The 24372-nt window shown below is 64.1% G+C and carries 25 protein-coding genes and 1 tRNA gene; 5 read left to right on the forward strand and 21 right to left on the reverse strand.

From position 1 onward, the window contains the following. Positions 1 to 4: 4 nt before the first annotated feature. Positions 5 to 295 carry a YggT family protein gene (locus I2H36_RS09015; protein WP_036358112.1) on the reverse strand — a complete coding sequence of 97 codons (291 nt, stop codon included), beginning with the start codon at positions 293 to 295 and terminating at the stop codon, positions 5 to 7. A 184-nt stretch (positions 296 to 479) separates the two neighbouring features. On the opposite strand from I2H36_RS09015, the gene I2H36_RS09020 reads away from it, so the two are divergent. Beyond that, positions 480 to 555, forward strand: a tRNA-Ala gene (locus tag I2H36_RS09020). Between the two features lie 223 nt (positions 556 to 778). Here I2H36_RS09020 and I2H36_RS09025 read toward each other — a convergent pair. Beyond that, positions 779 to 1477 (reverse strand): L,D-transpeptidase, encoded by a 699-nt coding sequence (locus tag I2H36_RS09025; protein WP_196263549.1) that lies wholly within the window; start codon positions 1475 to 1477, stop codon positions 779 to 781. Between the two features lie 374 nt (positions 1478 to 1851). Between I2H36_RS09025 and I2H36_RS09030 the strand changes: the two genes are divergently transcribed. Beyond that, entirely contained in the window at positions 1852 to 3315 is a 1464-nt protein-coding gene (locus I2H36_RS09030; protein WP_246718711.1) for a phospholipase D-like domain-containing protein, read from the forward strand. A gap of 12 nt (positions 3316 to 3327) precedes the next feature. On the opposite strand, the gene I2H36_RS09035 is transcribed toward I2H36_RS09030, so the two are convergent. Further along, the gene (locus I2H36_RS09035) at positions 3328 to 3633 is read right to left on the reverse strand and encodes a hypothetical protein (protein ID WP_196263550.1); all 306 of its coding nucleotides are present in this window, start codon (positions 3631 to 3633) and stop codon (positions 3328 to 3330) included. A gap of 372 nt (positions 3634 to 4005) precedes the next feature. Here I2H36_RS09035 and I2H36_RS09040 point away from each other — a divergent pair, with 372 nt between their 5' ends. Further along, the gene (locus I2H36_RS09040) at positions 4006 to 4719 is read left to right on the forward strand and encodes a hypothetical protein (RefSeq protein WP_196263551.1); all 714 of its coding nucleotides are present in this window, start codon (positions 4006 to 4008) and stop codon (positions 4717 to 4719) included. Between the two features lie 227 nt (positions 4720 to 4946). On the opposite strand, the gene I2H36_RS09045 is transcribed toward I2H36_RS09040, so the two are convergent. After that, the gene (locus I2H36_RS09045) at positions 4947 to 5144 is read right to left on the reverse strand and encodes a hypothetical protein (RefSeq protein ID WP_196263552.1); all 198 of its coding nucleotides are present in this window, start codon (positions 5142 to 5144) and stop codon (positions 4947 to 4949) included. 33 nt (positions 5145 to 5177) lie between these two features. After that, complete coding sequence (locus I2H36_RS09050) at positions 5178 to 5750, reverse strand: PRC-barrel domain-containing protein (protein WP_196263553.1); 573 nt, start codon at positions 5748 to 5750, stop codon at positions 5178 to 5180. 223 nt (positions 5751 to 5973) lie between these two features. On the opposite strand from I2H36_RS09050, the gene I2H36_RS09055 reads away from it, so the two are divergent. Further along, positions 5974 to 6240, forward strand: coding sequence for a hypothetical protein (locus tag I2H36_RS09055; RefSeq protein WP_196263554.1), 267 nt, complete (start codon positions 5974 to 5976; stop codon positions 6238 to 6240). 406 nt (positions 6241 to 6646) lie between these two features. Here the strand turns inward: I2H36_RS09055 and I2H36_RS09060 are convergent, their stop codons facing one another. The 13 genes from I2H36_RS09060 to aceA form a co-directional block, all read right to left on the reverse strand. After that, a complete protein-coding gene (locus I2H36_RS09060) occupies positions 6647 to 7036 on the reverse strand; it encodes a YbaN family protein (RefSeq protein ID WP_425523291.1) in 390 nt (129 codons plus the stop codon). Positions 7037 to 7160: 124 nt separating this feature from the next. Continuing rightward, the gene (locus tag I2H36_RS09065; protein WP_196263555.1) at positions 7161 to 8453 is read right to left on the reverse strand and encodes an amidase; all 1293 of its coding nucleotides are present in this window, start codon (positions 8451 to 8453) and stop codon (positions 7161 to 7163) included. Between the two features lie 80 nt (positions 8454 to 8533). Then, positions 8534 to 10681, reverse strand: a complete 2148-nt coding sequence (locus tag I2H36_RS09070) for a sensor histidine kinase (protein WP_196263556.1) — start codon at positions 10679 to 10681, stop codon at positions 8534 to 8536. A 4-nt stretch (positions 10682 to 10685) separates the two neighbouring features. Continuing rightward, entirely contained in the window at positions 10686 to 11735 is a 1050-nt protein-coding gene (locus I2H36_RS09075; protein ID WP_196263557.1) for a sensor histidine kinase, read from the reverse strand. An 8-nt stretch (positions 11736 to 11743) separates the two neighbouring features. After that, positions 11744 to 12193: a response regulator gene (locus tag I2H36_RS09080; protein WP_196263558.1), complete on the reverse strand. Its 450-nt coding sequence runs from the start codon at positions 12191 to 12193 to the stop codon at positions 11744 to 11746. After that, positions 12194 to 14443, reverse strand: a complete 2250-nt coding sequence (locus I2H36_RS09085) for an ATP-binding protein (RefSeq protein WP_196263559.1) — start codon at positions 14441 to 14443, stop codon at positions 12194 to 12196. It abuts the gene before it with no gap. Then, positions 14440 to 15006 carry a biliverdin-producing heme oxygenase gene (locus I2H36_RS09090; protein ID WP_196263560.1) on the reverse strand — a complete coding sequence of 189 codons (567 nt, stop codon included), beginning with the start codon at positions 15004 to 15006 and terminating at the stop codon, positions 14440 to 14442. The genes I2H36_RS09085 and I2H36_RS09090 overlap by 4 nt, the downstream gene beginning before the upstream one ends. Beyond that, a complete protein-coding gene (locus I2H36_RS09095; protein ID WP_196263561.1) occupies positions 15003 to 15758 on the reverse strand; it encodes an ABC transporter permease in 756 nt (251 codons plus the stop codon). Before I2H36_RS09095 ends, I2H36_RS09090 begins: the two co-directional genes overlap by 4 nt. Next, the gene (locus I2H36_RS09100; RefSeq protein ID WP_196263562.1) at positions 15755 to 16693 is read right to left on the reverse strand and encodes an ABC transporter ATP-binding protein; all 939 of its coding nucleotides are present in this window, start codon (positions 16691 to 16693) and stop codon (positions 15755 to 15757) included. The genes I2H36_RS09095 and I2H36_RS09100 overlap by 4 nt, the downstream gene beginning before the upstream one ends. Beyond that, positions 16680 to 17855, reverse strand: a complete 1176-nt coding sequence (locus tag I2H36_RS09105; protein ID WP_196263597.1) for an ABC transporter permease — start codon at positions 17853 to 17855, stop codon at positions 16680 to 16682. The genes I2H36_RS09100 and I2H36_RS09105 overlap by 14 nt, the downstream gene beginning before the upstream one ends. A gap of 268 nt (positions 17856 to 18123) precedes the next feature. Beyond that, a complete protein-coding gene (gene osmF / locus I2H36_RS09110; RefSeq protein WP_246718734.1) occupies positions 18124 to 18984 on the reverse strand; it encodes a glycine betaine ABC transporter substrate-binding protein OsmF in 861 nt (286 codons plus the stop codon). Between the two features lie 232 nt (positions 18985 to 19216). Further along, a complete protein-coding gene (locus I2H36_RS09115) occupies positions 19217 to 19426 on the reverse strand; it encodes a DUF4170 domain-containing protein (protein ID WP_190845585.1) in 210 nt (69 codons plus the stop codon). Between the two features lie 42 nt (positions 19427 to 19468). After that, on the reverse strand, positions 19469 to 20788 hold the full coding sequence (gene aceA / locus I2H36_RS09120; protein ID WP_196263564.1) for an isocitrate lyase: 1320 nt from the start codon (positions 20786 to 20788) through the stop codon (positions 19469 to 19471). Between the two features lie 188 nt (positions 20789 to 20976). Between aceA and I2H36_RS09125 the strand changes: the two genes are divergently transcribed. Next, positions 20977 to 22410, forward strand: a complete 1434-nt coding sequence (locus I2H36_RS09125; RefSeq protein ID WP_196263565.1) for a helix-turn-helix domain-containing protein — start codon at positions 20977 to 20979, stop codon at positions 22408 to 22410. A 15-nt stretch (positions 22411 to 22425) separates the two neighbouring features. Here I2H36_RS09125 and I2H36_RS09130 read toward each other — a convergent pair whose 3' ends face one another. The 3 genes from I2H36_RS09130 to I2H36_RS09140 form a co-directional block, all read right to left on the reverse strand. Further along, complete coding sequence (locus I2H36_RS09130) at positions 22426 to 22938, reverse strand: GNAT family N-acetyltransferase (RefSeq protein WP_196263566.1); 513 nt, start codon at positions 22936 to 22938, stop codon at positions 22426 to 22428. Positions 22939 to 22947: 9 nt separating this feature from the next. After that, positions 22948 to 23670: a glutamine amidotransferase gene (locus I2H36_RS09135; RefSeq protein ID WP_196263567.1), complete on the reverse strand. Its 723-nt coding sequence runs from the start codon at positions 23668 to 23670 to the stop codon at positions 22948 to 22950. 103 nt (positions 23671 to 23773) lie between these two features. After that, entirely contained in the window at positions 23774 to 23971 is a 198-nt protein-coding gene (locus I2H36_RS09140; RefSeq protein ID WP_196263568.1) for a glycine betaine ABC transporter substrate-binding protein, read from the reverse strand. Positions 23972 to 24372: the final 401 nt, after the last annotated feature.

Raw genomic sequence — 24372 nt, forward strand, 5'->3', positions numbered from 1 at the left:
GCCCTTAGAAGGCGATCGGCATCAGGTAGTCGATGATCAAGTTCTGGATGAAAATGATCAGCAGGATCAAAATGATGGGCGAGATGTCGACCCCGCCGAGATTGGGCAGGATGTTCCGGATCGGCCGCAACACAGGCTGGGTCACCGCATCGAGGAAGTTCCAGATCGAGCGGACGAAGTCGTTGCGAGTGTTGACTACGTTGAAGGCGACCAGCCAGCTCAGGATCGCCGAGGCGATGATGAGGTAGGTATAGAGCTGCAGGGCCAGCAGAATGACATTGAGGAGCGCGCGCATGGGAAACCTGTCGGAGATCGGCGTTGCTCATGTAACGATTGAAGCGGGGCTGAACAACCCATAACCGCATCGCAGGAGGATCCCATCCCGGGCCCGAGGCACGGGAGGCCCCCGCCTCCGGCCGATTGACAGACCAACGTCGGCGGGCCTAAAACTTCCGCCACTTGGCTCGATTCAAACGACCGGGGCTGTAGCTCAGATGGGAGAGCGCTGCAATCGCACTGCAGAGGTCAGGGGTTCGATTCCCCTCAGCTCCACCAAGCCTTCCCCAAGCCATTGAGTTTCCGAGAAATCGTCGCGTTCTCTGCACCCGGGTGCAACGTCGGGGCACCCACAAGGGCCTGCGGTCTTGCGTGACGATAAAGATTGCGTCGTCGACCTCCTAGGGGTCGCCACTCCCTCAATCATTCAGGCTTCAAGAACGGGCCTGGTGTTGGCGCTGCCCGCACCGGCAGCGCCAGACAACCGGGGATGGTCCGCTGCTTAAGCGGGCAGGACGACCACCTTGGTCTTGACCGGCGTCCGGTCGTACAGGTGCATCATGTCCTGCGTCAGCAGGCCGACGCAGCCGCTGGTGATGCCGTTGCCGATCGATTCCGCGTCGAGGCTGGCATAGATCGTGTAGAGCGTGTAGGCGCCGTTTTGATAAAGATGAAGCGTTCGGGCGCCGAGCGGGTTGTCGAGGCCGCCCGGCATGCCGCGGGCCCATTTGGCCGCCTCGGGCTGGCGCTTGATCATCGCCGCAGGCGGGGTCCAGGTCGCCCATTCGCTCTTGCGCCCGACATAGGCGTCTCCGCTCCACCGGAACCCGTCTCGGCCCACATTGGCCCCATAGCGGGTAGCGTTTCCATCCTCCTCGATGCGGTAGACGTAGTAATTGCCGGGATCGACGATGATCGTGCCGGGCGCCTCCTTGGTGTCGTAGCGAACGGTCCGGCGAAAATATTTCGGATCGACCTTGCTGACATCGATCGCCGGGATCGGGAACTTCTCATCCGGCACCGGCCCGTAGACCCTTGATGCCTCCGCGAGGCTCATGCCGTCGGATGTGGCGCAACCGGCCAGCCCCAGCGCACTAGCCCCGACCAGAAACGACCGGCGACTGAGAAGCCCTTCACGGCGCCCGAGCAGAGTTCCCTCGTCCGTCTCGCCGGCACCGGCATTTCCGCGGTTCATGATCATGATGTGGCAACTTCCCTTATCCTGGCGCCCGACGAGCCAATGCTCCGGCAACCACCCGCTGAATGTTTTGGTTAGGCCGGAGATTGCCGTTCCAGGGCTCGATTGGCAAGCCCGGGCCTCCAGGCGCAGCGCTTGCCATGCACCACAGTCGGTCACGTCAAGGCACGCGCGTTGTATGCCTGACCCGCGGGCGGTCATCGGCTCAGTTGATCGACCTTGAGAGTCGTGCCGGGCCGGCGCGATCCGGACCAGCGCTCAAGTGTGCCCGGACCGATGCCGTGATCCCGGCTTTCCCGGCGGAACCTGGGGTGACTGCGTCCGGTTTAGATCCAAGGCATCCTGGATGGCGCCACGCTCTCATCGAGGAATCAAGCATGCAGGGCGGTGGGGCGATGGAGAGAGTAACAGTGCAAGTCTTGCGGCCGGGCCATACATGCTGGTGTATCGAGCAGGCCGACCGCGTTGCCCTCATCGTCGATGCCGCCGATTACTTCCAGGCCGCGCAGTCGGCCATGCTCAAGGCGCAGCATTCCATCCTCATGATCGGGTGGGATTTCGATACGCGCATCGATCTCGACCCCACCGGCGGGACAGATGAATATCCCCGGCACCTGGGGGCGTTCCTGACATGGCTTGTCGACACCAAGCCGGATCTTCACGTCAACATTCTGAAGTGGGACCTCGGCATGGTGAAGGCCCTGTGGCGGGGCACAACCCTCTTCCGGGTGGCCCAATGGGCCATGCATGAGCGCATCACCTTCAAGCTCGACGGCGCCCACCCGCCCGGCGCGGCGCACCACCACAAGATCGTCGTGATCGACGATGCCGTGGCCTTCTGCGGTGGCATCGACATGACAGGCGATCGCTGGGATACGTCGGAGCACCGCGATGCCGATCCCCGCCGTCGCCGCCCTTTCACGAGGCGTGCCTACGGGCCGTGGCATGATGCCACCACGGCCGTGAGCGGAGCGGCGGCCAAGGCTCTTGGCGATCATGCCCGGGAGCGCTGGGAGCGAGCCTCGGGAGAGGTTCTGGCGCCACCGCCTGCCGTGTCGGATCCCTGGCCCGACGGATTGCCCGTCGACATGGCCGATGTGGCGGTCGCGATCGCCCGGACCATCCCGGCCTACGACACTCAACCAGAGGTGCGCGAGATCGAAGCGCTGTACCTCGCTGCGATCGCAGCCGCCCGCCGGAGCGTCTACTTCGAGAGTCAATACTTCGCGTCGCGTGCCGTCGCGGAGGCCATCGCCCGGCGCTTAGGCGAGCCAGACGGACCCGAATTCGTGATCGTCAACCCCGAATCGGCTGAAGGCTGGCTCGAGGAGGAAACCATGGGCTCGGCAAGGGCTCGTCTCCTGGCCATGCTACGGCGCAGCGACCGCTTCGGGCGCCTGCGGGTTTATACGCCGGTCACTGAGGGGGAGCAGCCGATCTATGTGCACGCCAAGATCATGATCATGGACGACCGGCTGCTGCGGGTGGGGTCATCCAACCTGAACAACCGCTCGATGGGGTACGATACCGAGTGCGATCTCGCTCTCGAGACGGATGACGACACGCAGGTCGCCCACGTGATCCGGAGCTTTCGGGCTCGGCTGCTGGCCGAACATCTGGGCACGTCGCCGGAGCAGGTCTTCGCCGTGATGGCGGAGCGGCGGTCCCTGATCGCAGCGATCGACGCGCTCTCGGGCCCTGGACGCTCTCTTCGGCCGTTCGATCCACCCAGAATCAACGACGCCGAAAAGGCACTGGCGGATCACGAACTTCTTGATCCGGAACGCCCGCGCTCCCTCTGGCATGCCCTGTCCCGGCCTCACCTGCCCATCCTCAGGTGAAGACGAGCGTCATCACGCCCCGCGGCTCTCCAGATACACACGTGCCGACTTGAGGGCGGCCGCGCATTGAGGGGTGTTCCCGAGGATGTTTTCGGGGGCAGTCTGGCCAGTCCAGACGTCGAGGGCCGTGGTCACGACCCAGAGGGGCTCGGCCATGGCGCGATCGGCCAGACCAGGCAGCGAGGCCTCAGCGCAGGTTCTCACATCCGCGATCACGGCCTGAGGCGCCCGGACCTGCACCAAGCGCTCGCTCATCTCCGCCTGCAACGGATCGACGATCAGGAGGCTGACGAGGGAAGCCAGAAGTTCTTGAAACATGAGCATCTCTGTGCCGGCGGCCGGATCGGAAACGATCCGACATCACGCAAGCGCCACCGCTTCCTGCGTCAGAGGGGCCCGGATCAGGGGTCTGTTTGACACGTAAGCATGAACGGTCGCGGTTCAAGGTCGGCTCGGGGCGAAGTGGATGATGTTGCGTTGCCTCCCGTGGCGTCATTGTGCGCGCGGCATTCTGATTTGTCGGCAGAGTTTTCACTGACGGAGCACTCAAATTCCTATCTTGGTGCGGCAGGCTTGCGGCAGGCGCAGCAACAACCTCAATCTCCAACCGGAGCCTCAAAGTTGCCGCGATTGCCCCTGTATGAGCGGAGCCTTGCACGACAGTGATTTGCGGATCGGATCGTCACCCTCATGAGTTCTTCGCCTCAGTCCAGAACCGGTTTCGTCTTTCCTTGGTCCGCCGACGATCAGCCGCGTCATGAACTCATCGAAAAGCTCGACCAGGTTTCCAGGCTGTGCCATCTGCGCTGGCGCATCGTGGAACAATATGGCGAGGCCGCGCGTCCGGTGCTTCGTCAGATCGGCAAGGCGCTCGATCAGACGGCTCTGGCCGCCGCGCTGATCGTGCTTCCGAAAGTCTTTTCCGAATGGGACAGGCTGCGTCCCGTGCTGATATCGAATGCCCGGACCCTGCTTCCCTTCGTTCCGCTGGTGAACACCGCTGAGGACGAGGCCCTTGAACAGGATCCGATCTGGAGCCTCCTGGGAGAGTTCAAGACGCTTGTGCCCGACCAGCAGGACAAAGCCGCCAAGAACTTGGCACTCCTGTGGGGACATTTCGAGGATACCTTTGGAGGCTTGAGCGGCTTTCTCGCGGAGCCGCAGACGGAGCGGGCGCTCTATCTCAATAAGCTCGACACGGCCTCCCGGCGCATGAGGCTCGCTCGGGGTTCGGATGTGGCGTTCCACTATGTCACGGTCGAGGTGATGCGGCTTTACGTGATCTGCCTGCAGACGAGGCGCTCGGACCGTGCTGCCCTCTCGCTCGCGACCTGCGCTGCCACCTTGATCAATCGCGGGCGCATGATGACACCGGCGCTCACGCACCAGCCTGCCGCAGCCTGACGCATCCGATGCTTCCCCTTTGAATGAGAGCATCGTGCCGGCGCTGAATCTGCAATCCACGCGCAGCTGACCGAGACGAGCCGGCACGACAAAGAAAAAGGCCTGAGCGGAAAGACCGTCAGGCCGTCGAGTTGCCAGAGGGAACGAAGGTATTCAAAGAGACAACGGCCAAGCCTCAAGCTGGTTCCGGGCCGGTGCAGGTTTCCCGGTATCGTGTACATATGCCATCAACGCGGCGCAGCCTCGATCGCGTTCTGCTCCACCACGCGTTCGATCATCTCCGTCTCGCTCTTGATGCAGTAGAGCGGCAGGCCGCCGGCTGTCATCGGCAACAGGCGCAGCACCCTGAAGACATCGTGCGGAAGAGCATTGCAGGATGGATGAGGTTTCACGACCTCCCCGACTTTGAACACATGCGCGATCATAGCGGTCCTCCAGGATGTGATGGAGCGGCGATGTCAGATGGGCCCTCGCGGGACATCATGCCAGTAATCCCGCATCTCCTGTTCGCGCCTGCGGTCGGGCCAGACCGTATCGTCGCCGTAGAAGGCTGGCGCTCCCTGCACTTGCGCCTCGGTCACGTCGGTGCGATAGCCTTCGAGCTCCTTGTCGTAGGAGAGCTTGTCCCATGGGATCGTGCGATGATGGACGCCCATCCCGAAGAAGCCCCCGAAGGTGACGTCGACATAGAGGACGCGGCCGCTCACCTTCTCGATCAGGAGACGCTTGATCGTGCCGATTTGCCGTGCGTGCGGATCGTAGACGGCGGTGCCTTCCACCCGGTCGCTCTCGATCACCGGATGGGATAAGGCAACGCGGTTGACGGGCCCCCAGAGATAGAAGCCGTTCTCCAGGATTCCGGCCGCCACGACGGCGCGGCTGATGTCCTGGTTCCATTCCTCATCGGGACCGATCTGATGCGCGAGGGCCCATGGCCCCAGATCGGCCGGCAGGGTGTCGCCCGTGGAGATCTCGGTAAATCCGCGCAGACCCGGCTCCGCCCTGGATTGAAACACATAGTAGGTTCTCATGAGCGCCTCCCCTGCAACAGGATCGATCGCACGCCCCCTTTATGCATGAGCGGACATGACGCCTGCTCATGCGGCGATTGTAGACCTCATTCGCTCGCCATCAAACAGGGAACATCATGTCGCAAGGTGGCGGCTTGCATCGTTGGAGGAAAGGTCGTTCGATGGTAAGCTCAAAGATGAGCGAAGTGGGCCTCTCATTGCGGGGAAGGAACTGGTGGCAGACTTGGCGATATCCTTGCTGGTCGTCCTCGCGGGCGCCGTCGGAATGCTCCTCCTGCTCCTGACCTGGTTCGGCAGCCGCAGCATCACGCCCGAGATCGAGGACGATCTCGATCCGATTCTGGGACACAAGGATCCCACGGCCATCTATGAATCGCTTGGGCCGTTCATTCCCATGCCGGCGCACCTGAAGACGAGCGATCAGATGGTCGATTGGATGACCAGGGAACTGCCGAAGCTGACGGCCGAAATCGCGAATCCGCGCAGCTGAACAAACGGCTCGGCGATTCGTCGTGGTGGAAATTCAGGGAAACATCAGGGCCGATATCACGATGCTGGCACCGTAAGCCATGGCGATCAGAAGCGGTGCGATCATGGCGGCCGAGGCAAGCAGGAAGACCGACAAGCTGAGACTGCGCATGACTTCCCTCCTGGTCAAGATACCCGCAGCCTAACCGGAACCGTGACCGCAACATGGCGCAACCTTGGCTAAATGCGAAATGTCTCCGATCCCGCTTGCGCTTCGGACCCGAAAGTGGATTTGCACTTTTGGGATCCATCCGATGCTGCTTCTTGGATGAGCGCATCGTTTGGTGCGGACCCGAAGGGCCGCGCTAGCGAAAACCGGGTCCACGTTTCGCTAGCGCGGCCCGCCGTGTCCGCACGATGCGCTCGTCTCAGGCTTCCGGGATCCGGTCCTCCAACCTGTCACGCGGTGACGGGCGAGTGGCGATGAAGAGCGCAACGCTGCCCATGATGATCGCGAGGACAACTGGCAGGATAGCGCTCTCGCTCAGCCACAGGATGAGCCCGTAGGAGACGGCCAGCATGCTCAGAGCCATGATCTTGGCACGCAGCGGAATGGCCCTCTGATCGCGCCATGTGGTCAGCAGATGGCCAAATCGGGGATGGCTGTAGAGCCGCTCGGCCAGAGCCGGGTTCGAGCGGGCAAAGAACCAGACGGCGAGGAGAACGAAGGGCGTCGTCGGAAGAACCGGCAGGAAGATCCCGATCACGCCGAGGCCAAGGCTCGCATAGCCCAGACAGAGATAGAGTTGGCGCATCATCCGGCTCGGGCTCTCCAAGGTTTGCAGGAGCGATCATAACGCCGGTCGGCATGATCGGTGCCGGCGGCACTCGATTGACGCGATCTTTCCCGCCTCCGACAGAGAGGATGTCTGTACAATTGAATCAGCCGCCCAGTGCAAGCTCCACCCCGGCTGCGATCTCCAGCAGCCGTCTATCCTCTCCGTGGCGCGCCACCAGCATAAGGCCCACCGGGCGCTCATAGCCGGCAACGGGCAGCGAGATCGCCGTGAGGTCGAACTGGTTGCAGAACATCGGGTTGCGCAGGATGTGCCAGTCCGTCTTGTTGTAGAGCCTGTCGTCAGCCTCCAGCGGTGCGATCAGGGGCGCCGAGACGGCCGTCGTCGGCAGCGCCAGCACGTCGACCGGGAACAGCCGCTCATCCATGGCGGCCCCCAGCGCCCGACGCATGCGAATCATGCGGATGTAGACCGGTGCGGGAACGGTGCCGCTGCGTGCAATCGACCAGCGTACGCGCGGATCGATTTCGACAGCCTTGGTCTCCAGCCAATCCGCATGAACTTCGGAGGCCTCGATGGACGCGATGGAGGCTGCGGCGGTAGTCTCCGTCATGGCCGTAAGCAGATCGTCGATGCTATGGTCGTCGATCTTTGCCCCAGCCTGCGACAGGCGGCTCAAGGCCTCCTCGAAAGCCTGCTCCACCATCGGCTCCGTATCCGAGAAAAGGCGTCCGCGCGGAATGCCGATTCTCAATCCTGAAAGGGGATATGGCTTCACGGTCCACGGCTCTTCGCCGGCCATGATGGCATCCGTGGAGGCGCAGTCCTGAACGGAACGCGCGAGCGGCCCAACCGAGTCCAACGATGGCGAAAGAGGGAACGCCCCGTCCAGAGGCACCCGATGGGCGGTCGGCTTGAACCCGACCACCCCGTTGAGCGCTGCCGGAATGCGCACCGACCCGCCGGTGTCGCTGCCGATGGAGATCTCGCTCGTGCCCTCCGCCACGGTGACCCCAGCCCCCGAGGATGATCCGCCCGGAATGCGCAGGGGATCGGCCGCATTGCCCGGGGTGCCGTAATGCGGGTTGAGGCCGAGCCCCGAATAGGCGAACTCAACCATGTTGGTCTTGCCGAGAATGACGGCGCCCGCCTGGCGCAGGCGGCGGACGATGACGGCATCCCTCGTCGCCGGAGGCCTGTCGCGCAACGCAATGGAGCCGGCAAGCGTGGTCTCGCCCGCCACATCGAACAGATCCTTGATCGAGACGATCGCTCCGTCGAGCGGGCCTAAGGAAACGCCCGCATCCCGGCGGGCATCGGCCGCGTCGGCAGCCGCACGGGCGGCGTCGCGGTAGAGGCGGACGAACACCCGCTCGTCGGCGGCTCGCGCGTCCAGACGCTGCAGGATGGTTTCGAGCTTGTCGCGAATGGTCGGCATTGAGGCACCGCATGGTTCAGCTTAGCGCTTCGAAACCATGGGCGCTGGACCCATGGTCTTCTGTCAAGCAGGACGATTGATCAGGACGCATAGCGCTGCCGGGTCTCATCAACATCGTCGGTATCGGTGACCATGGTGGCGATCGGGAAGGTGATCACGCAGCGAACGCCTGCCGGAGCGAAATCGAGCTTGATCTCGCCCCCGAGCTGCTGCGCCAGGCCGCGCTGGATGAGCTTGGTTCCAAAGCCCTGGCGCTCCGGCTGCTTCACGGTCGGACCGCCGCTCTCGACCCATTCGACGAGGAGCGAGGGCGGAGCGCTTCCGGACGTGACGGCCCACATCACGTGAACCTTTCCGTCCGGAACCGAGAGGCTGCCGTATTTGACGGCATTCGTCGCCATCTCGTGAATGGCGAGCCCCAAGGCCAGCACCGCGCTCGGCTGAAGGTTGATCCTCGGCCCCTTCAGGCGGATGCGCTGGCGCATGGCGTCCTGGTAGGGATCGAGCTCGCTCTTGAGCACATCCTCCAGGAGCGCGCCCTGCCACTGGGTGTTCGTCAGAAGATCGTGGGTCTTGGCGAGCCCGTGCAGGCGATCCATGAAGGCGTTCCAGGCCGCAGGATCCGTGTTCTCGGCCGAACGGCGCGTCAGCGAGGCCACGGATTGCACGGTCGCCAGCGTATTCTTCACACGATGATTCAGCTCGCGCAGCAGAAGCGCCTGCCGTTCGTCGGCAAGCTTGCGCTCGGTGATTTCCTGCGAGACGCCGACCATGGACAACTGGCCGTTTGCGCTCGTCCGCGTCCGCCCGCTGACACGGATCCAGTGCTCGCTCTCGTCACGCCAGATCGCGCGATACTCCACATTCAAATCCGTGTTGGTCGCAATCGCCTGCGCCACGGCCTCGGCCTGCATGGCGCGGTCGTCGGGATGAATGGACGAGACCAGATCCGCGTAAGTGAACGGCTCGTCGCGCCTGCGGCCGAAATGGGCCCGGCAGGTAGCGGAGGTGATGAAGGAGCCTGTCTCCGGCGTGAACTCCCAGGAGCCGAAATGCCCCGCATTGAGCGCCAGGCGCAGGCGGGCCTCGCTTTCCGCGATCTGCGAGAGAACGTCATCCCGGTCGCGCTCATGCTGGCGGATATCCGCCGACGCTTCTGCCAGCGCCGTCTTGATCGTGTCGAATTCCAGAACCTGCGTGGTGTCCGGTCCGGAGATCTCCTCCCGGCGGCCGAGCGCCTGGGCGGCCGCAACGAGCTGGTCGACGGGTCTCGCAATCGCGCGCGACAGAAGAGCTGCCAGGAGCAGGCCGAGGAGAACGACCCCGGCCAGGATCGTGAGCCAGAAGAGGGCGCGCTCGATCGATTGTGCCAGTTCCGAAGTCGGGATGCTGATGACGAAGGTCCAGCCATAGGCCGGCGACCGGCTGAAATAGGTGCGCACCGCAATGCCATCGAGCGTGACGCTCTGGAGAACGCCCTCGGAGGACGCCGCAAGAGCCTCCTGGACATTGGCGCTGGCCGGCTGGCCCACGAACCGCTCCGGCGCGCGGGACCGGGCCACGATCCGCTTGCTGCGGTCGAGGACCGCGGCGTTCCAGCCATCGGCGATCCTCTGGTCGCGGATGATGTCTTGAAAAGTCTCGGGAGTGATGGCGAGCGACAGGATGTAGGCCACCCTCCCGTCGATGATGACGGGGACGTCGATGTTGATGAGGCGCTGTCCGGTCAGGGAACCCGTGTGGAGATCCGATACATGAGGCTTGCGGGTTTCCTTAACCTGCCGAAGAGCATCCGGCCGGTTGCTGTCCGGCAACCGAACGCCATAGGGCACGCGGGTGTTGAAGATGGCGCGGCCGCTCGGCTCGAAGAGAGCGATCCAGGACGGATTCGCGAGATCGACATCCTTCACCCGGTTGTAGAAGCTTTCGAACCCGCCACTGGCCAGGGTCGGCGATTGGGACAGGATCCGCAGCGCCAGCACCGATTTGTCGATTTCCCGGTCGAGCAGCAGGCTCAAGGCCCGGGCGGTTTCCTGCATGCGCTGATCGACGGCCTGCTGCTCGGCCCTGTAGCCCGAGTAGAAGCCGCCCGTCGCTACCAGGATGATCGGCAGCGAGATGGTGAGCACCAGCCCCCAGAGAATCTGGCGCAGGGATATCCTGGCTCCTCCGGGAAAGCCCATAGCCGCCTGGGCAGTGTTCGTTCCGGCCATGGGTTCCCGCGCCATCGTGCTAGCTCACGTCCTGAGCCGGCATGGTGACGCGCACGAGGGTCGCCGGCTCACCCGGTGGCCATTCCACATGGGCATCGAGCTGGCGCGACAAAGCCTTGAGGACCGTGCCGGACGCGCCGTTCTGTGCCGCCTGCTTCTCCTCCGGGCTGAAGGCATCGTCCGAGAGCTGGAACAGGAGAACCCCGTCCCGAATGCGCAAGGTCAGCTTCAGCTTGCCATGGCGTTCGATGTAGGCGTGGCTGAGAGCGTTGACGACGATCTCGTTGAACAGGAGCGCGATGGGCGCCGCCTTGGCGGCCTCCACCTCCACGTTCTCGACCTCGAATTCCGGCGTGATCCTCACCCCGGGAATTGCGGCGGTCAGTTCCTGGCAGAGACCCTTGGCGAAGCTTGAGGCATCGAAGCGCGCAGATCCCTTGCCGTCGTAGAGATCGCGATGGGCCGCGGCCAGCGCCTGCAGGCGCTCCCGCATGCGGCCGAGCACCTGCCGGGTCTGATCGTCCTCGGCCTGACGGATCTCGATCCCGATCAGGGACAGGAGGAGCTGGAGATTGTTCTTCACCCGGTGGTCGAGCTCGTGCAGAAGCGCCGTCTGCTGCTCGAGAAGCGTCTGAAGGGCATCCTGCGCATGGCGCTTGTCGGCCCGCTCGCGGGCTTCGGCGAGTGCCCGCAGAACGGTACCCGGGAGCCGGTCGAGGCTGTGCTTGAGCACATAGTCCGTGGCGCCGCGCTTCAGGGCTTCGACCGCCACCTCCTCGCCGAGCGCCCCGGACACGAACACGAAGGGCGTGCCGGGGGCCCGCGCCTGCACGATCTCCAGCGCGCTCAACCCGTCGAAGGCCGGAAGCCTGTAATCGGCCAGGATGATGTCCCAGCCCCCGTCCTGCACCGCCCGGGCGAAATCGGCCGCCGTATCGACGCGCTCCGTCGCGACGGTCAGGTCAGCGGAGGCCAGAGCCTCCGTGACCAGCTCAGCATCGAGCGCGCTGTCCTCCAGGAGGAGGATGCGCAGCATCGGGCCGGACTGAGGACGGTCCTGCACGCTCATCGGCAGCGTTACTCTCCGTGGCGCCGCGGGGGCGGTTCGTTGAGGATGGCCCAGAACACGCCGAGATCTTGGATCGCATCGAAGAACTCGCGGAAGCCCACCGGCTTCACCACGAAAGCGTTCACCCCGAGTTCGTAGCTGCGCACGAGGTCGCTCTCCTCCCGCGAGGAGGTGAGCATCACGACCGGGGTCTGCCTGAGATGCGGATCGGACTTCACCTTCTCCAAGACCTCCAACCCATCCACCTTCGGCAGCTTGAGGTCGAGCAGGACCACGGCGGGGTCGCTGGTGTTGCGGCTCTCATGCGCACCGCGGCGATAGAGAAAATCGAGCGCTTCGGCGCCGTCTCGCACGATGACGACCTCGTTGGCGAGCTGGCTCTGCTCCAAGGCCGCCAGGGTCAGTTCAAGATCCTTCGGGTTGTCCTCAACCAGCAGGATCGGCTTCAAGTCCGGCATTCACGCCGCTCCTTCAGTGTTTGTTTCGTCAGGCAGGGAGATGGAGAAGGTCGCGCCCTTGTTGAGCGTGCCTTCCGCCCAGGCCCGGCCCCCATGTCGCTCGACGATGCGGCGAACATTGGCGAGGCCGATGCCGGTCCCCTCGAAATCCTCCATCCGGTGCAGCCGCTGGAAGACGCCGAAGAGCTTGTCGATGTACTTCATATCGAACCCGACGCCGTTGTCGCGCACGAAAAAGACGGTCTCCCCATCGTTGCGCGTGGAGCCGATCTCGATGCGGGCCTTCTCCTGGGGGCGGGTGTACTTTACGGCATTGTCGAGAAGATTTTCAAACACAAGCCGGATCAGCACCGGATCGGCCGTCACCTCGGGCAGGTCGCGGATCACCCATTCGATCCGGCGATCGCCCGCATGCACCATGAGCTGCTGCCGGACCTCGTCGATCAGGCGATGCACGTCGATCCGCCGCGGCTTGAGAGCCGTGCGCCCCATCTGCGAGAAGCGCAGCAGGTTGTCCACTAGGGTTCCGGCCGTGTAGGCGGAATCGATGATGGTGTCGACATAGCGCCTGCCCTTCTCCGATAGGTCGTTCCCTTCCTGCTTCTTCAGGAGCTCGGAATAGCCCACGATGTGCCGGAACGGCGCGCGCAGGTCGTGGGAGACCGAGTAGGAGAAGGCCTCCAGCTCCTTGTTGGAGCGGCGCAGCTCCTCGGAGATGGCGGCCAGTTCCTCGGCCCGGCGCAGCACGATGCTCACGATGGCGTTGCGCAGTTCCTTGACCGCCTCGATCTCGCTGCGATCCCACGGCAGGGCCCGCTCCCGCACCGTCTCCTTCCAGATCTCGAACGAGCGGCGCGGGTGGAGCCGGGCGGTGCCGGCTTCCTCCTGCACGGGCTTTTGCGGATTGCCGCCCCATTTGACCGTCTGCACCACCTCGGGGCGGAACCAGAGCACATAGCTCGAATGCGCCTTCGAGACTGAGATCGCCAGAATGCCGCAGGCCCGGTCCGCATAGCTCTTCGCTGCCGGATAGGCTTCAGACAGGCTGTCCGTCGCGAACACATCCTCTTGGTTATGCCGTGAGAGCCAGGCGAACAGGGCCCTGACCTCCTCCTCGCCCGGGGTCTGGCCCAAAAGCCAGCAATGGTCCGGCGTGAGCACCGCCGCGCCTTGCGCTCCGGCCAGGAGCATGAGGTCGTCCGGGTGGTTCACGAGACCGGCGATGAAGTGGTCTTCTGCCGCCATATGGGCGAGGAGCCGTGTCTGCACGGCGCCGAGGCGCACCCGGTTTTCGGCGAGCGACGTGTTCTCGCGCGCCTCGAGCTGCAGGGAGAAAATCTGGGTGAGGAAATCACAGGCGTTGCGCACCTGGAGCGAGACCCGCTTCGGCTCCTTGCTGTGGCAGGAGATCAGGCCCCACAGCCTGCCGTCGCGCAGGATCGAGATCGACATGGAGGCGAGCGTTCCCATGTTGCGCATGTATTCGAGATGCACCGGGGAGACGCTGCGCAGCACCGAGTCGCTTAGGTCCAGCGGCTCAGGGCTTCGCGACTGGATCGGCACGGGTGTGTAGTTGGCGTCGGAGATGATGCGAAGGCGGTTGCGCCGGTAGAGTTCCCGCGCTTGGGCCGGGATGTCGGAGGCCGGAAAACGCAGGCCGAGATAGGACGGCAAGACCTCGTTGCGGTCCTCGGCGATGACGGTGCCGTTCCAGAGCTCGTCGAAGCGATAGATCAGCACCCGGTCGAACCCGGTCATGCGGCGAATGTCCTGCGCTGCAAGCTCGCACAGGGCATCGACGCTGGAGGCCCCCTGCAGCTGTTCCACGAAGCGGCGCAGGGTCGGGTACAGCGAATCGAGACTTGAGACGTCTTCCCGGGGCGTCTCCTCGAGCTCAAGAACCGCGCATGCGCCCGAGCGGGAGATCGCGGCCTCGTAGGTCCGCTGACCCGTTGTCGCGGCAACATCGATCGTGCGCAGATAGCGCGTGGTCCCGGCCGGTGGCGGATCGGCGAGCTGTTCCTCGAATTCCCTGCTTAAGATCGGCAGAATTTCGGCCAAAGGCCGGCCCAGGGCGCCGGTCGGATCCAGGCCGAAGAGCTCCGCGATGTTGGCGCTGGCATAGGCGAGCGTCCGGTCGGAGAGCCGAAGCGCCAGGAGGATTCCGTGCGGCTGGATGCTGCCCGGAATGTGAATCGGCTCGCGGTCGCAGGCGGTCAGGTCGATATCTTGCGGCGTTTGCAGGGTCATGGGGTCTCGCACAGCCAATCATGCATCACGGTGAAGGTCTTTTGTGCGGACTCGACGATCAGATCGTCGACCTTCGGCGAGGACGCTTCCAGAAGCACCGCGCCGAACGACCTCCACATGGCCGCAATATCACGTCCGTAACTGCGGAAATAGGCGCAGCCCGTCTCCGCGGTGAATCCGAGCCGGCGCTCCACCTCGCGTGCGATGATGGTGCCGCCGAGGGTGGAACCCTCGACCACATACATGCTCCCAAGGACGGCCTCCGAGCCTAAGAGTGGCATCAGAGGACGGCATTGTGGCAAACGGATGATGTCCTCCGATTTTAGTCCTAGAGCCTCGAGGTCCTTCACCAAATGCTGCGTCTTGCGCCGACGCTCGAAGAAACCCCGGTCGGGCGCTTGGCCGGCGGCTTCCTCTTCCCAGGCCTTGTGGAACCCGTAGAAGCGGATGAGCAGATCCCGGTAGGCCTCCCGTGAGGCGATCCGGCGGTCGAGATCCATCGCCGTCTCGATGCGGTCGTGGGCCGCTCGGGTCTCTGTCTTCAGTCGTGCCAGAATCGTCATGCAGTCTCGTCCACGAAACGGCCAAGCTTTCGCGCAGCCATCCGTTCGGTCAGCCCGAGCCCGTCGTGAATCAAAACGGCCAGCAAGGCAACCACCAACCCGCCCTGAAGAATGAACGCGATGTTGTTGGACTGAAGTCCGGCGATGATCACCTCGCCCAACCCCTTGGCCGCTACCGTCGAGCCGATGGTCGCCGTCCCTAAGCTGATAATGACCGACAGCCGGATTCCGGCGAGGATCACCGGCAGGGCGAGCGGCAGCTCCACCTGCCACAGGCGCTGGCGGGCATTCATGCCCATCCCCCTGGCGGCCTCCAGCGTCTGGGGCGAAACCTCCGTCAGCCCGGCCAGCGTGTTCTCGAAGATCGGCAGGAGACCGTAGAGAAACAGCGCGATGAAGGTGGGTTTTTCTCCGAAACCCACAAGCGGCACGGCGATCGCCAGCACGGCGATGGGCGGGAAGGTCTGGCCGATATTCACGAGGCTCCGTGAGAGCGGCAGGAACTCCCGGCCCTTTGGCCGCGTGACGAAGATGCCGAGCGCAACGGCCAGGGCCGTGCTGGCGCATGTGGCCAGGAACACGATGCGCAGATGCGAAAGGGTGAGCGCGAGCAGGCTACCCTGATTGTAGATCGCTGGGGCGTTGTTGGCGGCCAGCGGCGCGAACGCGAACGCAAAGAGCTGCGGTGCCGTCACGAAGACGACGAGCAGCAGCAAAGCGGCAACGCGCAGGATCACGGCCCGCGCGCTCATGCGAGAGGCCGCCCGTGCTTGAGGATGCCGTCGACGCTGATGCGCCCGATGGGAGCCCCCGATGCATCGGCCACGGGGAGAGCCGGCCTGCCACGCCAGATCAGCTGCGCCAGCGCATCGCGCAAGGTCGCCGAGACGGTGATCGGCTCTCCGTCTGCGGATCCGGGCTCCATGGCGTCCTTCACCGTCACGAGGGACAGCAGGCGGAAGGGCCGCTCCACTGTTCCGACGAGCTGCTCGACGAAGGCTTCCGCCGGATGGGTCAGCAGTTGCGCCGGGGTGGCATATTGCAGGAGCCTTGCCCCATCCATCACGGCGATGCGGTCGCCCAGATGGAAGGCCTCGTTCATGTCGTGGGTGACGAGCACGATGGTGGTGCCGAGCCGTCGCTGAATCGCGAGGAGATCGTCCTGCGCCTTGCCGCGAATGACGGGATCGAGCGCGCCGAAAGGCTCGTCCATCAGGAGAAGCGCGGGCTTTGCGGCGAGCGCCCGAGCGACACCGACGCGCTGTTGCTGGCCGCCGGACAGTTGATGCGGAAATTTCTGTGCGAACTCACCCGGATCGAGTTGGAACAGGTCGAGCAGTTCCTCGACCCGGGCCGCGATCCGCGCCTTGTCCCAGCCGAGAAGGCGCGGCACCGTGGCGATGTTCTGCGCGACCGTCCGATGCGGAAACAAGCCGTAGCCCTGGATGACATAGCCGATGCGATGCCGCAGCTCGTCTTCCGGGATGGTTGTCGTGTCCTGTCCGTCGATGAGAACGCGGCCTGCATCGGGAGCGACGAGCCGGTTGATCATGCGCAGCAGGGTCGACTTGCCGGCACCCGATGTGCCGACGACGACCACGATCTCGCCGTCTCCGACCGTAAACGACACGTCGTCGACGACGATATTGTCGCCATAGCGCTTGCTGAGATTTTCAATCTCGATCATGCGCGCCCCGCCGTGTCAGGTCGATGATCGCATCGAGGATGATGGCCGCGGCAAAGGACAGGGCCACCGTCGGAATGGCCCCGAGCAGCACGAGGTCGATGGCCGTCTGGCCGATGCCCTGGAACACGAAGGTGCCGAAGCCCCCTCCCCCGATCAGCGCGGCGATCGTGGCGAGCCCCAGGTTCTGCACCAGCACGATGCGGATGCCCGCGAGGATCACGGGAAGCGCGAGCGGCAGCTCGATCTGCACGAGGCGCTGGCGCCGCGACAGGCCCATGCCGCGCGCGGCTTCGATCACGTCGGCCGGCACCTGGCTCAAGCCCGCCATGGTGTTGGCCACCACCGGCAGCAGGGAATAGAGAAACAGCGCGATGAAAGCGGGCGCCGCTCCGATGCCTCGGATGCCGAGTGCTGCGGCGAGCGGCACGTTTGCCGCCAGAAATCCCAACGGCGCGATCAGGATGCCGAAGAGCGCAATGCTCGGGATTGTCTGCACGATGCCAAGTCCGTTCAAGATCGCGGCCCGCAAGGCGGGAACGCGGTGGCTTGCCAGGCCCAGCGGCAATCCCACGAGACAGGCGGCCAGCATCGATCCTAAGGCGAGCCATAGGTGCTGGCGCGCCTCGCGCCAGAAGGTCTCCGCCCGGTTCGCATATTCCTTCATCAGGGAGAGATCGTTCCAGGCGCCCGACACGAGCAGCAGCGCCAGCGCGCCCGCGGCGACACTCAAGGCCCCGAGCCTTCCCCAAGGACCCAAACGCAGGCGCGTCAGCGCGTCGGCGGCCAGGAGCGCGAAGGCCAGCGCGAGAAGCCAGAAGCCGATGGCAGGCGACACGCGGGCGAAGGTGTTGCCGGCCGGCGTGACGAAGCCCGCCGAGATGCCGATGGCGGGAAAGATCACGCACAATCCGAGGGAGGCTGCCGCCAGCCGGGCGAGGGGCTTACGCGCCAGCGCCGCACAGAACGCGACGCCAAGCACCACGACGACGGTGATAAGTGCGCCTGCCGGCGGCAAAGCGTCGACAAGCAGGCGCCCTTCGCCCGAGACGATGCGGTTGGCCCGGTACGTGACGAAGGGGCTCGCGAAGAGCGCAAGGCCGATGAGCCCGGCGATCACGCTCCCGAGCCGGTCCAGGTGCAAGGTGGGGCGCAGGGTGGGCATGCCGGGCGCAGTGGTTCGGGAGGAGATCGTGTTCACAAAACTTCAGGCTCTTTATCGCGCCGCCCTATGACTTGGGAGTCTGGCTCGTAAAACCCTCCTCCCCCTTGTGGGGAGGAGTTGGAGGTGGGGGGTGTGAGCGTCACGCTGGTCCAGTCCTGCGCTCACACCCCCACCCCGGCCCTCCCCACAAGGGGGAGGGAGAAGGCGCCTGCGTCTCAGAGTGAACATCAGTGATTGACGTCTCATCCTCCGAGATCAAACGTTCAGGTTACTTCAGGAAGCCCTTGGACTTCAGGTAATCCGTCGCTACGGCCTTGGCCGGCTCGCCGCCGACCTGAACCCGGGCATTCAGCCCCTGGAGGGTGGCCAGATCGAGGGAGGCGAAGACGGGCTTCAGGATCTCGCCAATCTTCGGGTTCTCCTTCAGGGCCGCCTCGCGCACGACGGGCGCCGGAGCATAGACGGGCTGGACGCCCTTGTCGTCGGTCAGCACCACGAGGCCGGAGGGGGCAATGCCGCCGTCGGTGCCGTAGACCATGGCGGCGTTGGCCCCGTTGGTCTGCTCGGCCGCCGCCTTGATGGTGGCCGCGGTGTCGCCGCCGGACAGCACGATGAGCTGCTCGGGCTTCATGCGGAAATCATAAGTCTTCTGAAAGGCCGGCAGGGCGGCTTCCGAGTTCACGAACTCGGCGGAGGCGGCCAGCACCACCTTGCCGCCCTTGGCGATCCACTGGCCGAAATCGGACATGGTCTTGAGCTTGTTGGCGTCGGCCACTTCCTTGCGCAGGGCGATGGCCCAGGTGTTGTTGGCCGGCGACGGGTCGAGCCAGACGATCTTGTTGGCGTCGTAATCGAGCTTCTTGGCGGTCTCGAAGCCCTTGGCGGCGTCCTTCCAGACCGGGTCGTCCGCCTTGTTGAAGAAGAAGCCCGCATTGCCGGTGTATTCGGGGTAGATGTCGATCTCGCCCGCCGTGAGGGCCTTGCGCACGACCGGGGTCGCCCCGAGCTGGATCCGGTCCTGGGTCTTGATGCCGTTGGCATCGAGGGCGAGCAGGATGATGTTGCCGAGAACGGAGCCTTCCGTGTCGATCTTGGACGAGACGACCACATCGGCCCTGGCGGCACCCATTGCCGCCAGCCCGAGGGCAGCAGCAACCACCACCGGCTTGAGGATGGACTTCATATGAACCCCCTTAGTCGAACATTGCCCTGCTGTTTTTAGGACAGTCCGGCGATTTAGGCAGAGGGGGACTCAAGAAGAGTTGAGCCGGAGGATAAAAACTTCGTGTGACCGCAAAAGATCCCGCCGAAGGAACCTTCGTCCTCCGGCGGGGCGACCTTCAGCGCCTCAAGGGCCTCTTTTAGGCACTTAGGGTCGACGGAGGTTCTTGGGCGATGGTGAACCGGACCTGGGCCTGCGGCCGGTGATCCTCGGACAGGGTGCGCCAGGTGCGCTCGGCCTCCGTGCGGCTCTCGAAGGGTCCGACGACCCGTTCCGTGCCTTGAACGATTCTCTCGCAATCGCAGGAGGTGTACTCGCCGCCGACCACCCAGAAACGTGAATTGCTCATTGTCGATCTCCATTGCTGAAAGGGTTTGAGGTTTATCGAGATTTACTCGGCCGCCTGAAGCTTGGTCGAGGATTGGAACTGGGCGGTCTCTGTCGACTCGGCCATGGCGGTCGTGGAGGACTTGCCGCCGGTGATCACCACCGAGACCTTGTCGAAGTAGCCGGTGCCGACCTCGCGCTGGTGGCGGGTGGCGGTATAGCCGCTCGTCTCGGCAGCGAACTCGGCCGCCTGCAGCTCCGAATATGCGCCCATGCCACGGTCGCGGTAGCCGCTCGCCAGGTCGAACATGCCGTAGTTGAGCTGGTGGAAGCCGGCGAGCGTCACGAACTGGAACTTGTAGCCCATGGCACCGAGCTCGCGCTGGAATTTGGCGATTGTGGCGTCGTCCAGCTTCTTCTTCCAGTTGAAGGAGGGCGAGCAGTTATAGGCCAGCAGCTTGCCCGGATAGCGCTTGTGGATCGCCTCCGCGAACTTGCGGGCATCGTCGAGATCCGGGTGCGAGGTCTCCCACCACAGGAGGTCGGCGAGTTTCGCGTAGGCCAAGCCGCGGGCGATGCAATGGTCGAGGCCTGTGCCGTCCTTGAGGCGATAAAACCCTTCCGGCGTACGGCTGTCGGGTTCGATGAAGGGCCGGTCGCGCTCGTCCACGTCCGAGGTGATGAGCTTGGCCGATTCCGCATCGGTCCGGGCCATGATCAGGGTCGAGGTGCCCATCACGTCGGCGGCAAGCCGCGCGGCGGTCAGGTTGCGCTCGTGCGCCGAGGTGGGGATCAGCACCTTGCCGCCGAGATGGCCGCACTTCTTTTCCGAGGCGAGCTGGTCCTCGAAATGCACGCCTGCGGCGCCGGCCTCGATATAGGCCTTCATGATCTCGAAGGTGTTCAGCGGCCCGCCGAAGCCAGCCTCCGCATCGGCCACGATGGGCAGGAACCAGTCGCGCTGCGCGCCGCCCTCCGCATGCTCGATCTGGTCGGCGCGCTGGAAGGTGCGGTTGATGCGCCGGCACAGCTCGGGACCGGAATTGGCCGGATAGAGCGACTGGTCGGGGTACATGGCGCCGGCGACATTCGAGTCGGCGGCCACCTGCCAGCCGGAGAGATAGATCGCCTCGAGCCCGGCACGGGCCATCTGCATGGCCTGGTTGCCCGTCATGGCGCCGAGCGAATGAACGTAGGAACGCTCATGCAGCAGCTGCCACAGCTTCTGCGCGCCACGCTCGGCCAGCGTATGAGCGATGGGGAAGGAGCCACGCAGGCGGAGCACGTCCTCGGCCGTGTAGGGGCGGCTCACACCGTCGAAGCGGCCCGCAGGAGCGGAGGGGATCAGGTCTTGCAGCGAACCCGGAGGCGTCTGGACGGTCATGGCTTATCCTTCTGTTTACATTCCTTGACAAAACCTCCCTGCAGGCCAGTATTGATGCGGTGCAGCGGGGCGTATTCTTCTGATAATCCCTGAAGCAGCCATTGTTTCAACGGTTGATTCCCGAAGAAAAGTCGCCTTGTAAATCGATGACAAGTCACCCCGTGTAAGATTGTAAAAAGATTTACAACATGGATGAGAGCAGAAAGCTTTTCGTTGGCCCCCGCCTGAAGCGTCTGCGGCGGGACCTCAACCTGAGCCAGTCCCGCATGGCCGAGGAGCTTGGGCTCTCGCCGAGCTACCTGAACCTGATGGAGCGCAACCAGCGCCCGATCACCGCCCAGGTGCTCATCCGCCTCGCCCATGCCTATCAGCTGGACCCGCGCGAGTTCGCCAACGACGATCACAAACGCACCGTGTCGGACCTGGAGGAGGTTTTCGCCGATCCGCTGTTCCGCTCAACTCCGGTGGCGCGGCTCGAGCTGCGCGAGACCGTGGAGAGCGCCCCCTCGCTGGTGGACGCCATCAACCGCCTTTATCGGGCCTACCAGGCCATGCGCGGGGCCCGGGAGGCAGTGATGCCCAGCCTCAGTGACCGCGACCGCGCCGAGGACTCAGCCCCGGTCAACCCGGTCGACCGGGTGCGGGAGCTGATCCACGAGGCCAAGAACCATTTTCCGGAATTGGACGAAGCCGCCGAGACGCTCGCCTCGGAACTCGCATCGAGCGGCCACGATCTTTTCTTCGCGATCAGCGAGCGCCTGCACGCCAGGCACGGCATCCGGGTGCGGGTGATGCCGGTCGACGTGATGCCGGACTCACTCCGCCGCTACGACCATCACCGCCGGCAGCTGCTGATCTCCGAACTGGTAGACCCTTCTGGGAGAACCTTCCAAGCCGCCTACCAATTGGCCTTCACCGAGATGCGCGAGACCATCGACGCGCTGGCCGCGCGGCTGGAACCGGCGGACGGTCCGGCGCGGCGGCTGCTTCGGGTTTCGTTCGGCAACTATTTCGCCGGCGCGCTGATGATGCCCTATGCGAAGTTCCACGCGGCTGCGGAGGCCTTGGGCTACGACGTGGAGGTGCTGGGCGCCCGCTTCGGCGCCAGCTTCGAGCAGGTGGCCCATCGCCTCACCACGCTGGCCCGCCCCGGTGCACGGGGCATTCCTTTCTTCCTAGTGCGGGTGGATTCGGCCGGCAACGTATCGAAGCGCTTCTCGTCCGGCCGCTTCCCGTTCTCGCAGTTCGGCGGTACCTGCCCGCTCTGGAACCTGCACTCCACCTTCCGCACACCGGGCCAGGTGGCGACCCAGATCGTCGAGCTGCCGGATTCATCGCGCTGGTTTTCTGTCGCCCGCGCAGTCAAGCGCGCCTTCAAACCGTGGGGAACGCCCGATCCGCAATTCGTGGTCGGCCTCGGCTGCGAGCTGAAATATGCCCATCGCCTCGTCTATACCCGAGGCCACGATTTGACCTCCGCTGAAGCCACGCCCATCGGCATCAACTGCCGCCTGTGCGAGCGCGTCGCCTGCCCGCAGCGCGCCGCTCCTCCACTGATGCATGCGCTCATTGTCGACGAGATGCGGCGCGGCGTGTCGCCCTTCGAGTTCGACGCGACGTGAAGCAACCGAGGTGCCTCAGTCTGGGCGGTCGTGGCGATAGAAGGCGTTGGGAATTCCATCGACATCCCTGATGCCGGTCAATGACATCCCGACCTTTTCGAGCACCCGGCGGGAGGCTGCATGTTCGGCCACCGCGAACCCGATGACATGATCGACGGACTTGGCCGTGTAGATCCAGTCCAGCAGCGCCCGGGCGGCCTCGGCTGCATAGCCCTGACCCCAGAGAGCGCGTTTGAAGCTGTAGCCAAGTTCGAGCTCATCCGTTTCCGGAAAACACCCGAAGCCGGCACGGCCAAGGAACGCTCCTTGCCGGTCGGTGACCTTGAACTTGGTCCAGCCGTGGGCCGCATAATCGGCCCGGAAGCCCTCGAACTTGGCCAAAAGGTGCGCTTCGTCCCAGGGCGGATCGCCCATCTGCAGGAAGTGCTGCACCTCAGGGTCACCGTGAAGCGATGCGAACAGCGGAAAATCCTCGGTTTCCCAAGGATGAAAACACAGGCGCTCGCTGACCAGGACGGGAGTCTTCATGGCTGGTTCTCACTGCTTTTCGGTTAGCCAGTGGTCTAGGAACCGGTCAAGCCAGCGGGAGACATGCGGGTCGTGCTGAAACCGCCCTTCGATCTGGCGGATTCGGTCCTGGGCGCCGGGCATCGCGAGGCGCTCCTCGGCCACGACCGTCCAGCGGCAGAGCATCGCGTGGGTCACCTCCGGGTGGAACTGGAGGCCGAAGGCCTTTTCACCCACCCGGATCGCCTGGGTCGGGAAATCATCGCCGGTGGCAAGCGTCTCCGCGCCCGAGGGGCAATCGAACCCTTCCCGATGCCAGTGATAGACGTGGCTCGGCCAAGGCACCCCCCAATCCGTGCTCAGGGCCTCGCCTGCCCGCGTCGGCACAAGTGGGTAATAGCCGATCTCGGCCCGGCCCTCCGGATGCGCCCAGACGCCGGCGCCTAGGTGCTTGGCCATCATCTGCGCGCCGAGGCAGAGGCCGAGATAGGGCTTGTTCTCCTTGAGCGGCACCTCGATCCAGTCGATCTCCTGCTTGATGAAATCATCCGGATCGTTGGCGCTCATCGGCCCGCCGAACACGACGGCGCCGGCATGCGCGGCGAGCGTCTCCGGCAGCGGATCGCCGAAGCGAGGGCGGCGGATGTCGAGTGGATAGCCGCGCTCTCTAAGCAAGCGTCCCACACGGCCGGGAGTCGAATGCTCCTGATGCAGGACGATGAGGATCGGCTCCCTGGGTCGCCGCTTAGGCATGATGGCGGTTCCAGGCGAATGCGGGAGAAAGGGCGGAGAAACGCGAGACCATGGGGGATTATTCAGGACAAGCCTTGGCTTCTGCAAGGGGGCATACGAGCACCTACCCACCTGGACGAGGATGAAGCTGGTTCAGGTAACGCTCGGCCACATTCCTGGCCGGCCGTTCGTCGACCACGATCTCCGCATTGAGCGCCTGAAGCTTGGCCGTGCTGTGAGAGACAAAGACCCGGTTCAAAGCTTTCGAAATTTTCGGAAATCGCTTCAGCGCCTCGGTCCGCACGACGGGGGGCGCGCTCATAGACGATCTGGGCGCCTTCGGTATTGGCCTTGGAGGCGACCACAATGGGATGATGCCCGTGAGCAAGGCCTTGGGCGCTCGACAGCGTCAGAGGGACGCTAAGAGATGCAAGAAGCCGAAGAACCCCGAAACGTTCGGTTTTTCCTATCACAGCTGCCATACGACTTAAGAGGGTTCCAGACTAAGGGGAAATGGACCTGTGTCGCCCTGAAATCATGTTCTATAATGATATCATGGATCAGGGTATTTCCAGGCCCTTTTGCATGGAGGCGCAAAAGTGATAGAAGCGTCTGAGTCTCAAGGCTTGAAGTCCAAAAAATCCAGGGCATGTGTTCCGTGCGCTGGGGAACAATCTAACAGCGCCTTGCCTGAAAGAAAGCAAAACCGTGACCGATAGCGTA

Source organism: Microvirga terrestris, assembly GCF_015694425.1.
Taxonomy (GTDB): Bacteria; Pseudomonadota; Alphaproteobacteria; order Rhizobiales; family Beijerinckiaceae; genus Microvirga; species Microvirga terrestris.

What these genes read in the sequence shown, in the direction of transcription:
- I2H36_RS09015 (WP_036358112.1), bottom strand. Translation starts at nt 295, where the DNA reads ATGCGCGCGCTCCTCAATGTCATTCTGCTGGCCCTGCAGCTCTATACC.
- I2H36_RS09025 (WP_196263549.1), bottom strand. Translation starts at nt 1,477, where the DNA reads ATGATCATGAACCGCGGAAATGCCGGTGCCGGCGAGACGGACGAGGGA.
- I2H36_RS09030 (WP_246718711.1), top strand. Translation starts at nt 1,852, where the DNA reads ATGCAGGGCGGTGGGGCGATGGAGAGAGTAACAGTGCAAGTCTTGCGG.
- I2H36_RS09035 (WP_196263550.1), bottom strand. Translation starts at nt 3,633, where the DNA reads ATGTTTCAAGAACTTCTGGCTTCCCTCGTCAGCCTCCTGATCGTCGAT.
- I2H36_RS09040 (WP_196263551.1), top strand. Translation starts at nt 4,006, where the DNA reads ATGAGTTCTTCGCCTCAGTCCAGAACCGGTTTCGTCTTTCCTTGGTCC.
- I2H36_RS09045 (WP_196263552.1), bottom strand. Translation starts at nt 5,144, where the DNA reads ATGATCGCGCATGTGTTCAAAGTCGGGGAGGTCGTGAAACCTCATCCA.
- I2H36_RS09050 (WP_196263553.1), bottom strand. Translation starts at nt 5,750, where the DNA reads ATGAGAACCTACTATGTGTTTCAATCCAGGGCGGAGCCGGGTCTGCGC.
- I2H36_RS09060 (WP_425523291.1), bottom strand. Translation starts at nt 7,036, where the DNA reads ATGATGCGCCAACTCTATCTCTGTCTGGGCTATGCGAGCCTTGGCCTC.
- I2H36_RS09065 (WP_196263555.1), bottom strand. Translation starts at nt 8,453, where the DNA reads ATGCCGACCATTCGCGACAAGCTCGAAACCATCCTGCAGCGTCTGGAC.
- I2H36_RS09070 (WP_196263556.1), bottom strand. Translation starts at nt 10,681, where the DNA reads ATGGCGCGGGAACCCATGGCCGGAACGAACACTGCCCAGGCGGCTATG.
- I2H36_RS09075 (WP_196263557.1), bottom strand. Translation starts at nt 11,735, where the DNA reads ATGAGCGTGCAGGACCGTCCTCAGTCCGGCCCGATGCTGCGCATCCTC.
- I2H36_RS09080 (WP_196263558.1), bottom strand. Translation starts at nt 12,193, where the DNA reads ATGCCGGACTTGAAGCCGATCCTGCTGGTTGAGGACAACCCGAAGGAT.
- I2H36_RS09085 (WP_196263559.1), bottom strand. Translation starts at nt 14,443, where the DNA reads ATGACCCTGCAAACGCCGCAAGATATCGACCTGACCGCCTGCGACCGC.
- I2H36_RS09090 (WP_196263560.1), bottom strand. Translation starts at nt 15,006, where the DNA reads ATGACGATTCTGGCACGACTGAAGACAGAGACCCGAGCGGCCCACGAC.
- I2H36_RS09095 (WP_196263561.1), bottom strand. Translation starts at nt 15,758, where the DNA reads ATGAGCGCGCGGGCCGTGATCCTGCGCGTTGCCGCTTTGCTGCTGCTC.
- I2H36_RS09100 (WP_196263562.1), bottom strand. Translation starts at nt 16,693, where the DNA reads ATGATCGAGATTGAAAATCTCAGCAAGCGCTATGGCGACAATATCGTC.
- I2H36_RS09105 (WP_196263597.1), bottom strand. Translation starts at nt 17,855, where the DNA reads ATGCCCACCCTGCGCCCCACCTTGCACCTGGACCGGCTCGGGAGCGTG.
- osmF (WP_246718734.1), bottom strand. Translation starts at nt 18,984, where the DNA reads ATGGGTGCCGCCAGGGCCGATGTGGTCGTCTCGTCCAAGATCGACACG.
- I2H36_RS09115 (WP_190845585.1), bottom strand. Translation starts at nt 19,426, where the DNA reads ATGAGCAATTCACGTTTCTGGGTGGTCGGCGGCGAGTACACCTCCTGC.
- aceA (WP_196263564.1), bottom strand. Translation starts at nt 20,788, where the DNA reads ATGACCGTCCAGACGCCTCCGGGTTCGCTGCAAGACCTGATCCCCTCC.
- I2H36_RS09125 (WP_196263565.1), top strand. Translation starts at nt 20,977, where the DNA reads ATGGATGAGAGCAGAAAGCTTTTCGTTGGCCCCCGCCTGAAGCGTCTG.
- I2H36_RS09130 (WP_196263566.1), bottom strand. Translation starts at nt 22,938, where the DNA reads ATGAAGACTCCCGTCCTGGTCAGCGAGCGCCTGTGTTTTCATCCTTGG.
- I2H36_RS09135 (WP_196263567.1), bottom strand. Translation starts at nt 23,670, where the DNA reads ATGCCTAAGCGGCGACCCAGGGAGCCGATCCTCATCGTCCTGCATCAG.
- I2H36_RS09140 (WP_196263568.1), bottom strand. Translation starts at nt 23,971, where the DNA reads ATGAGCGCGCCCCCCGTCGTGCGGACCGAGGCGCTGAAGCGATTTCCG.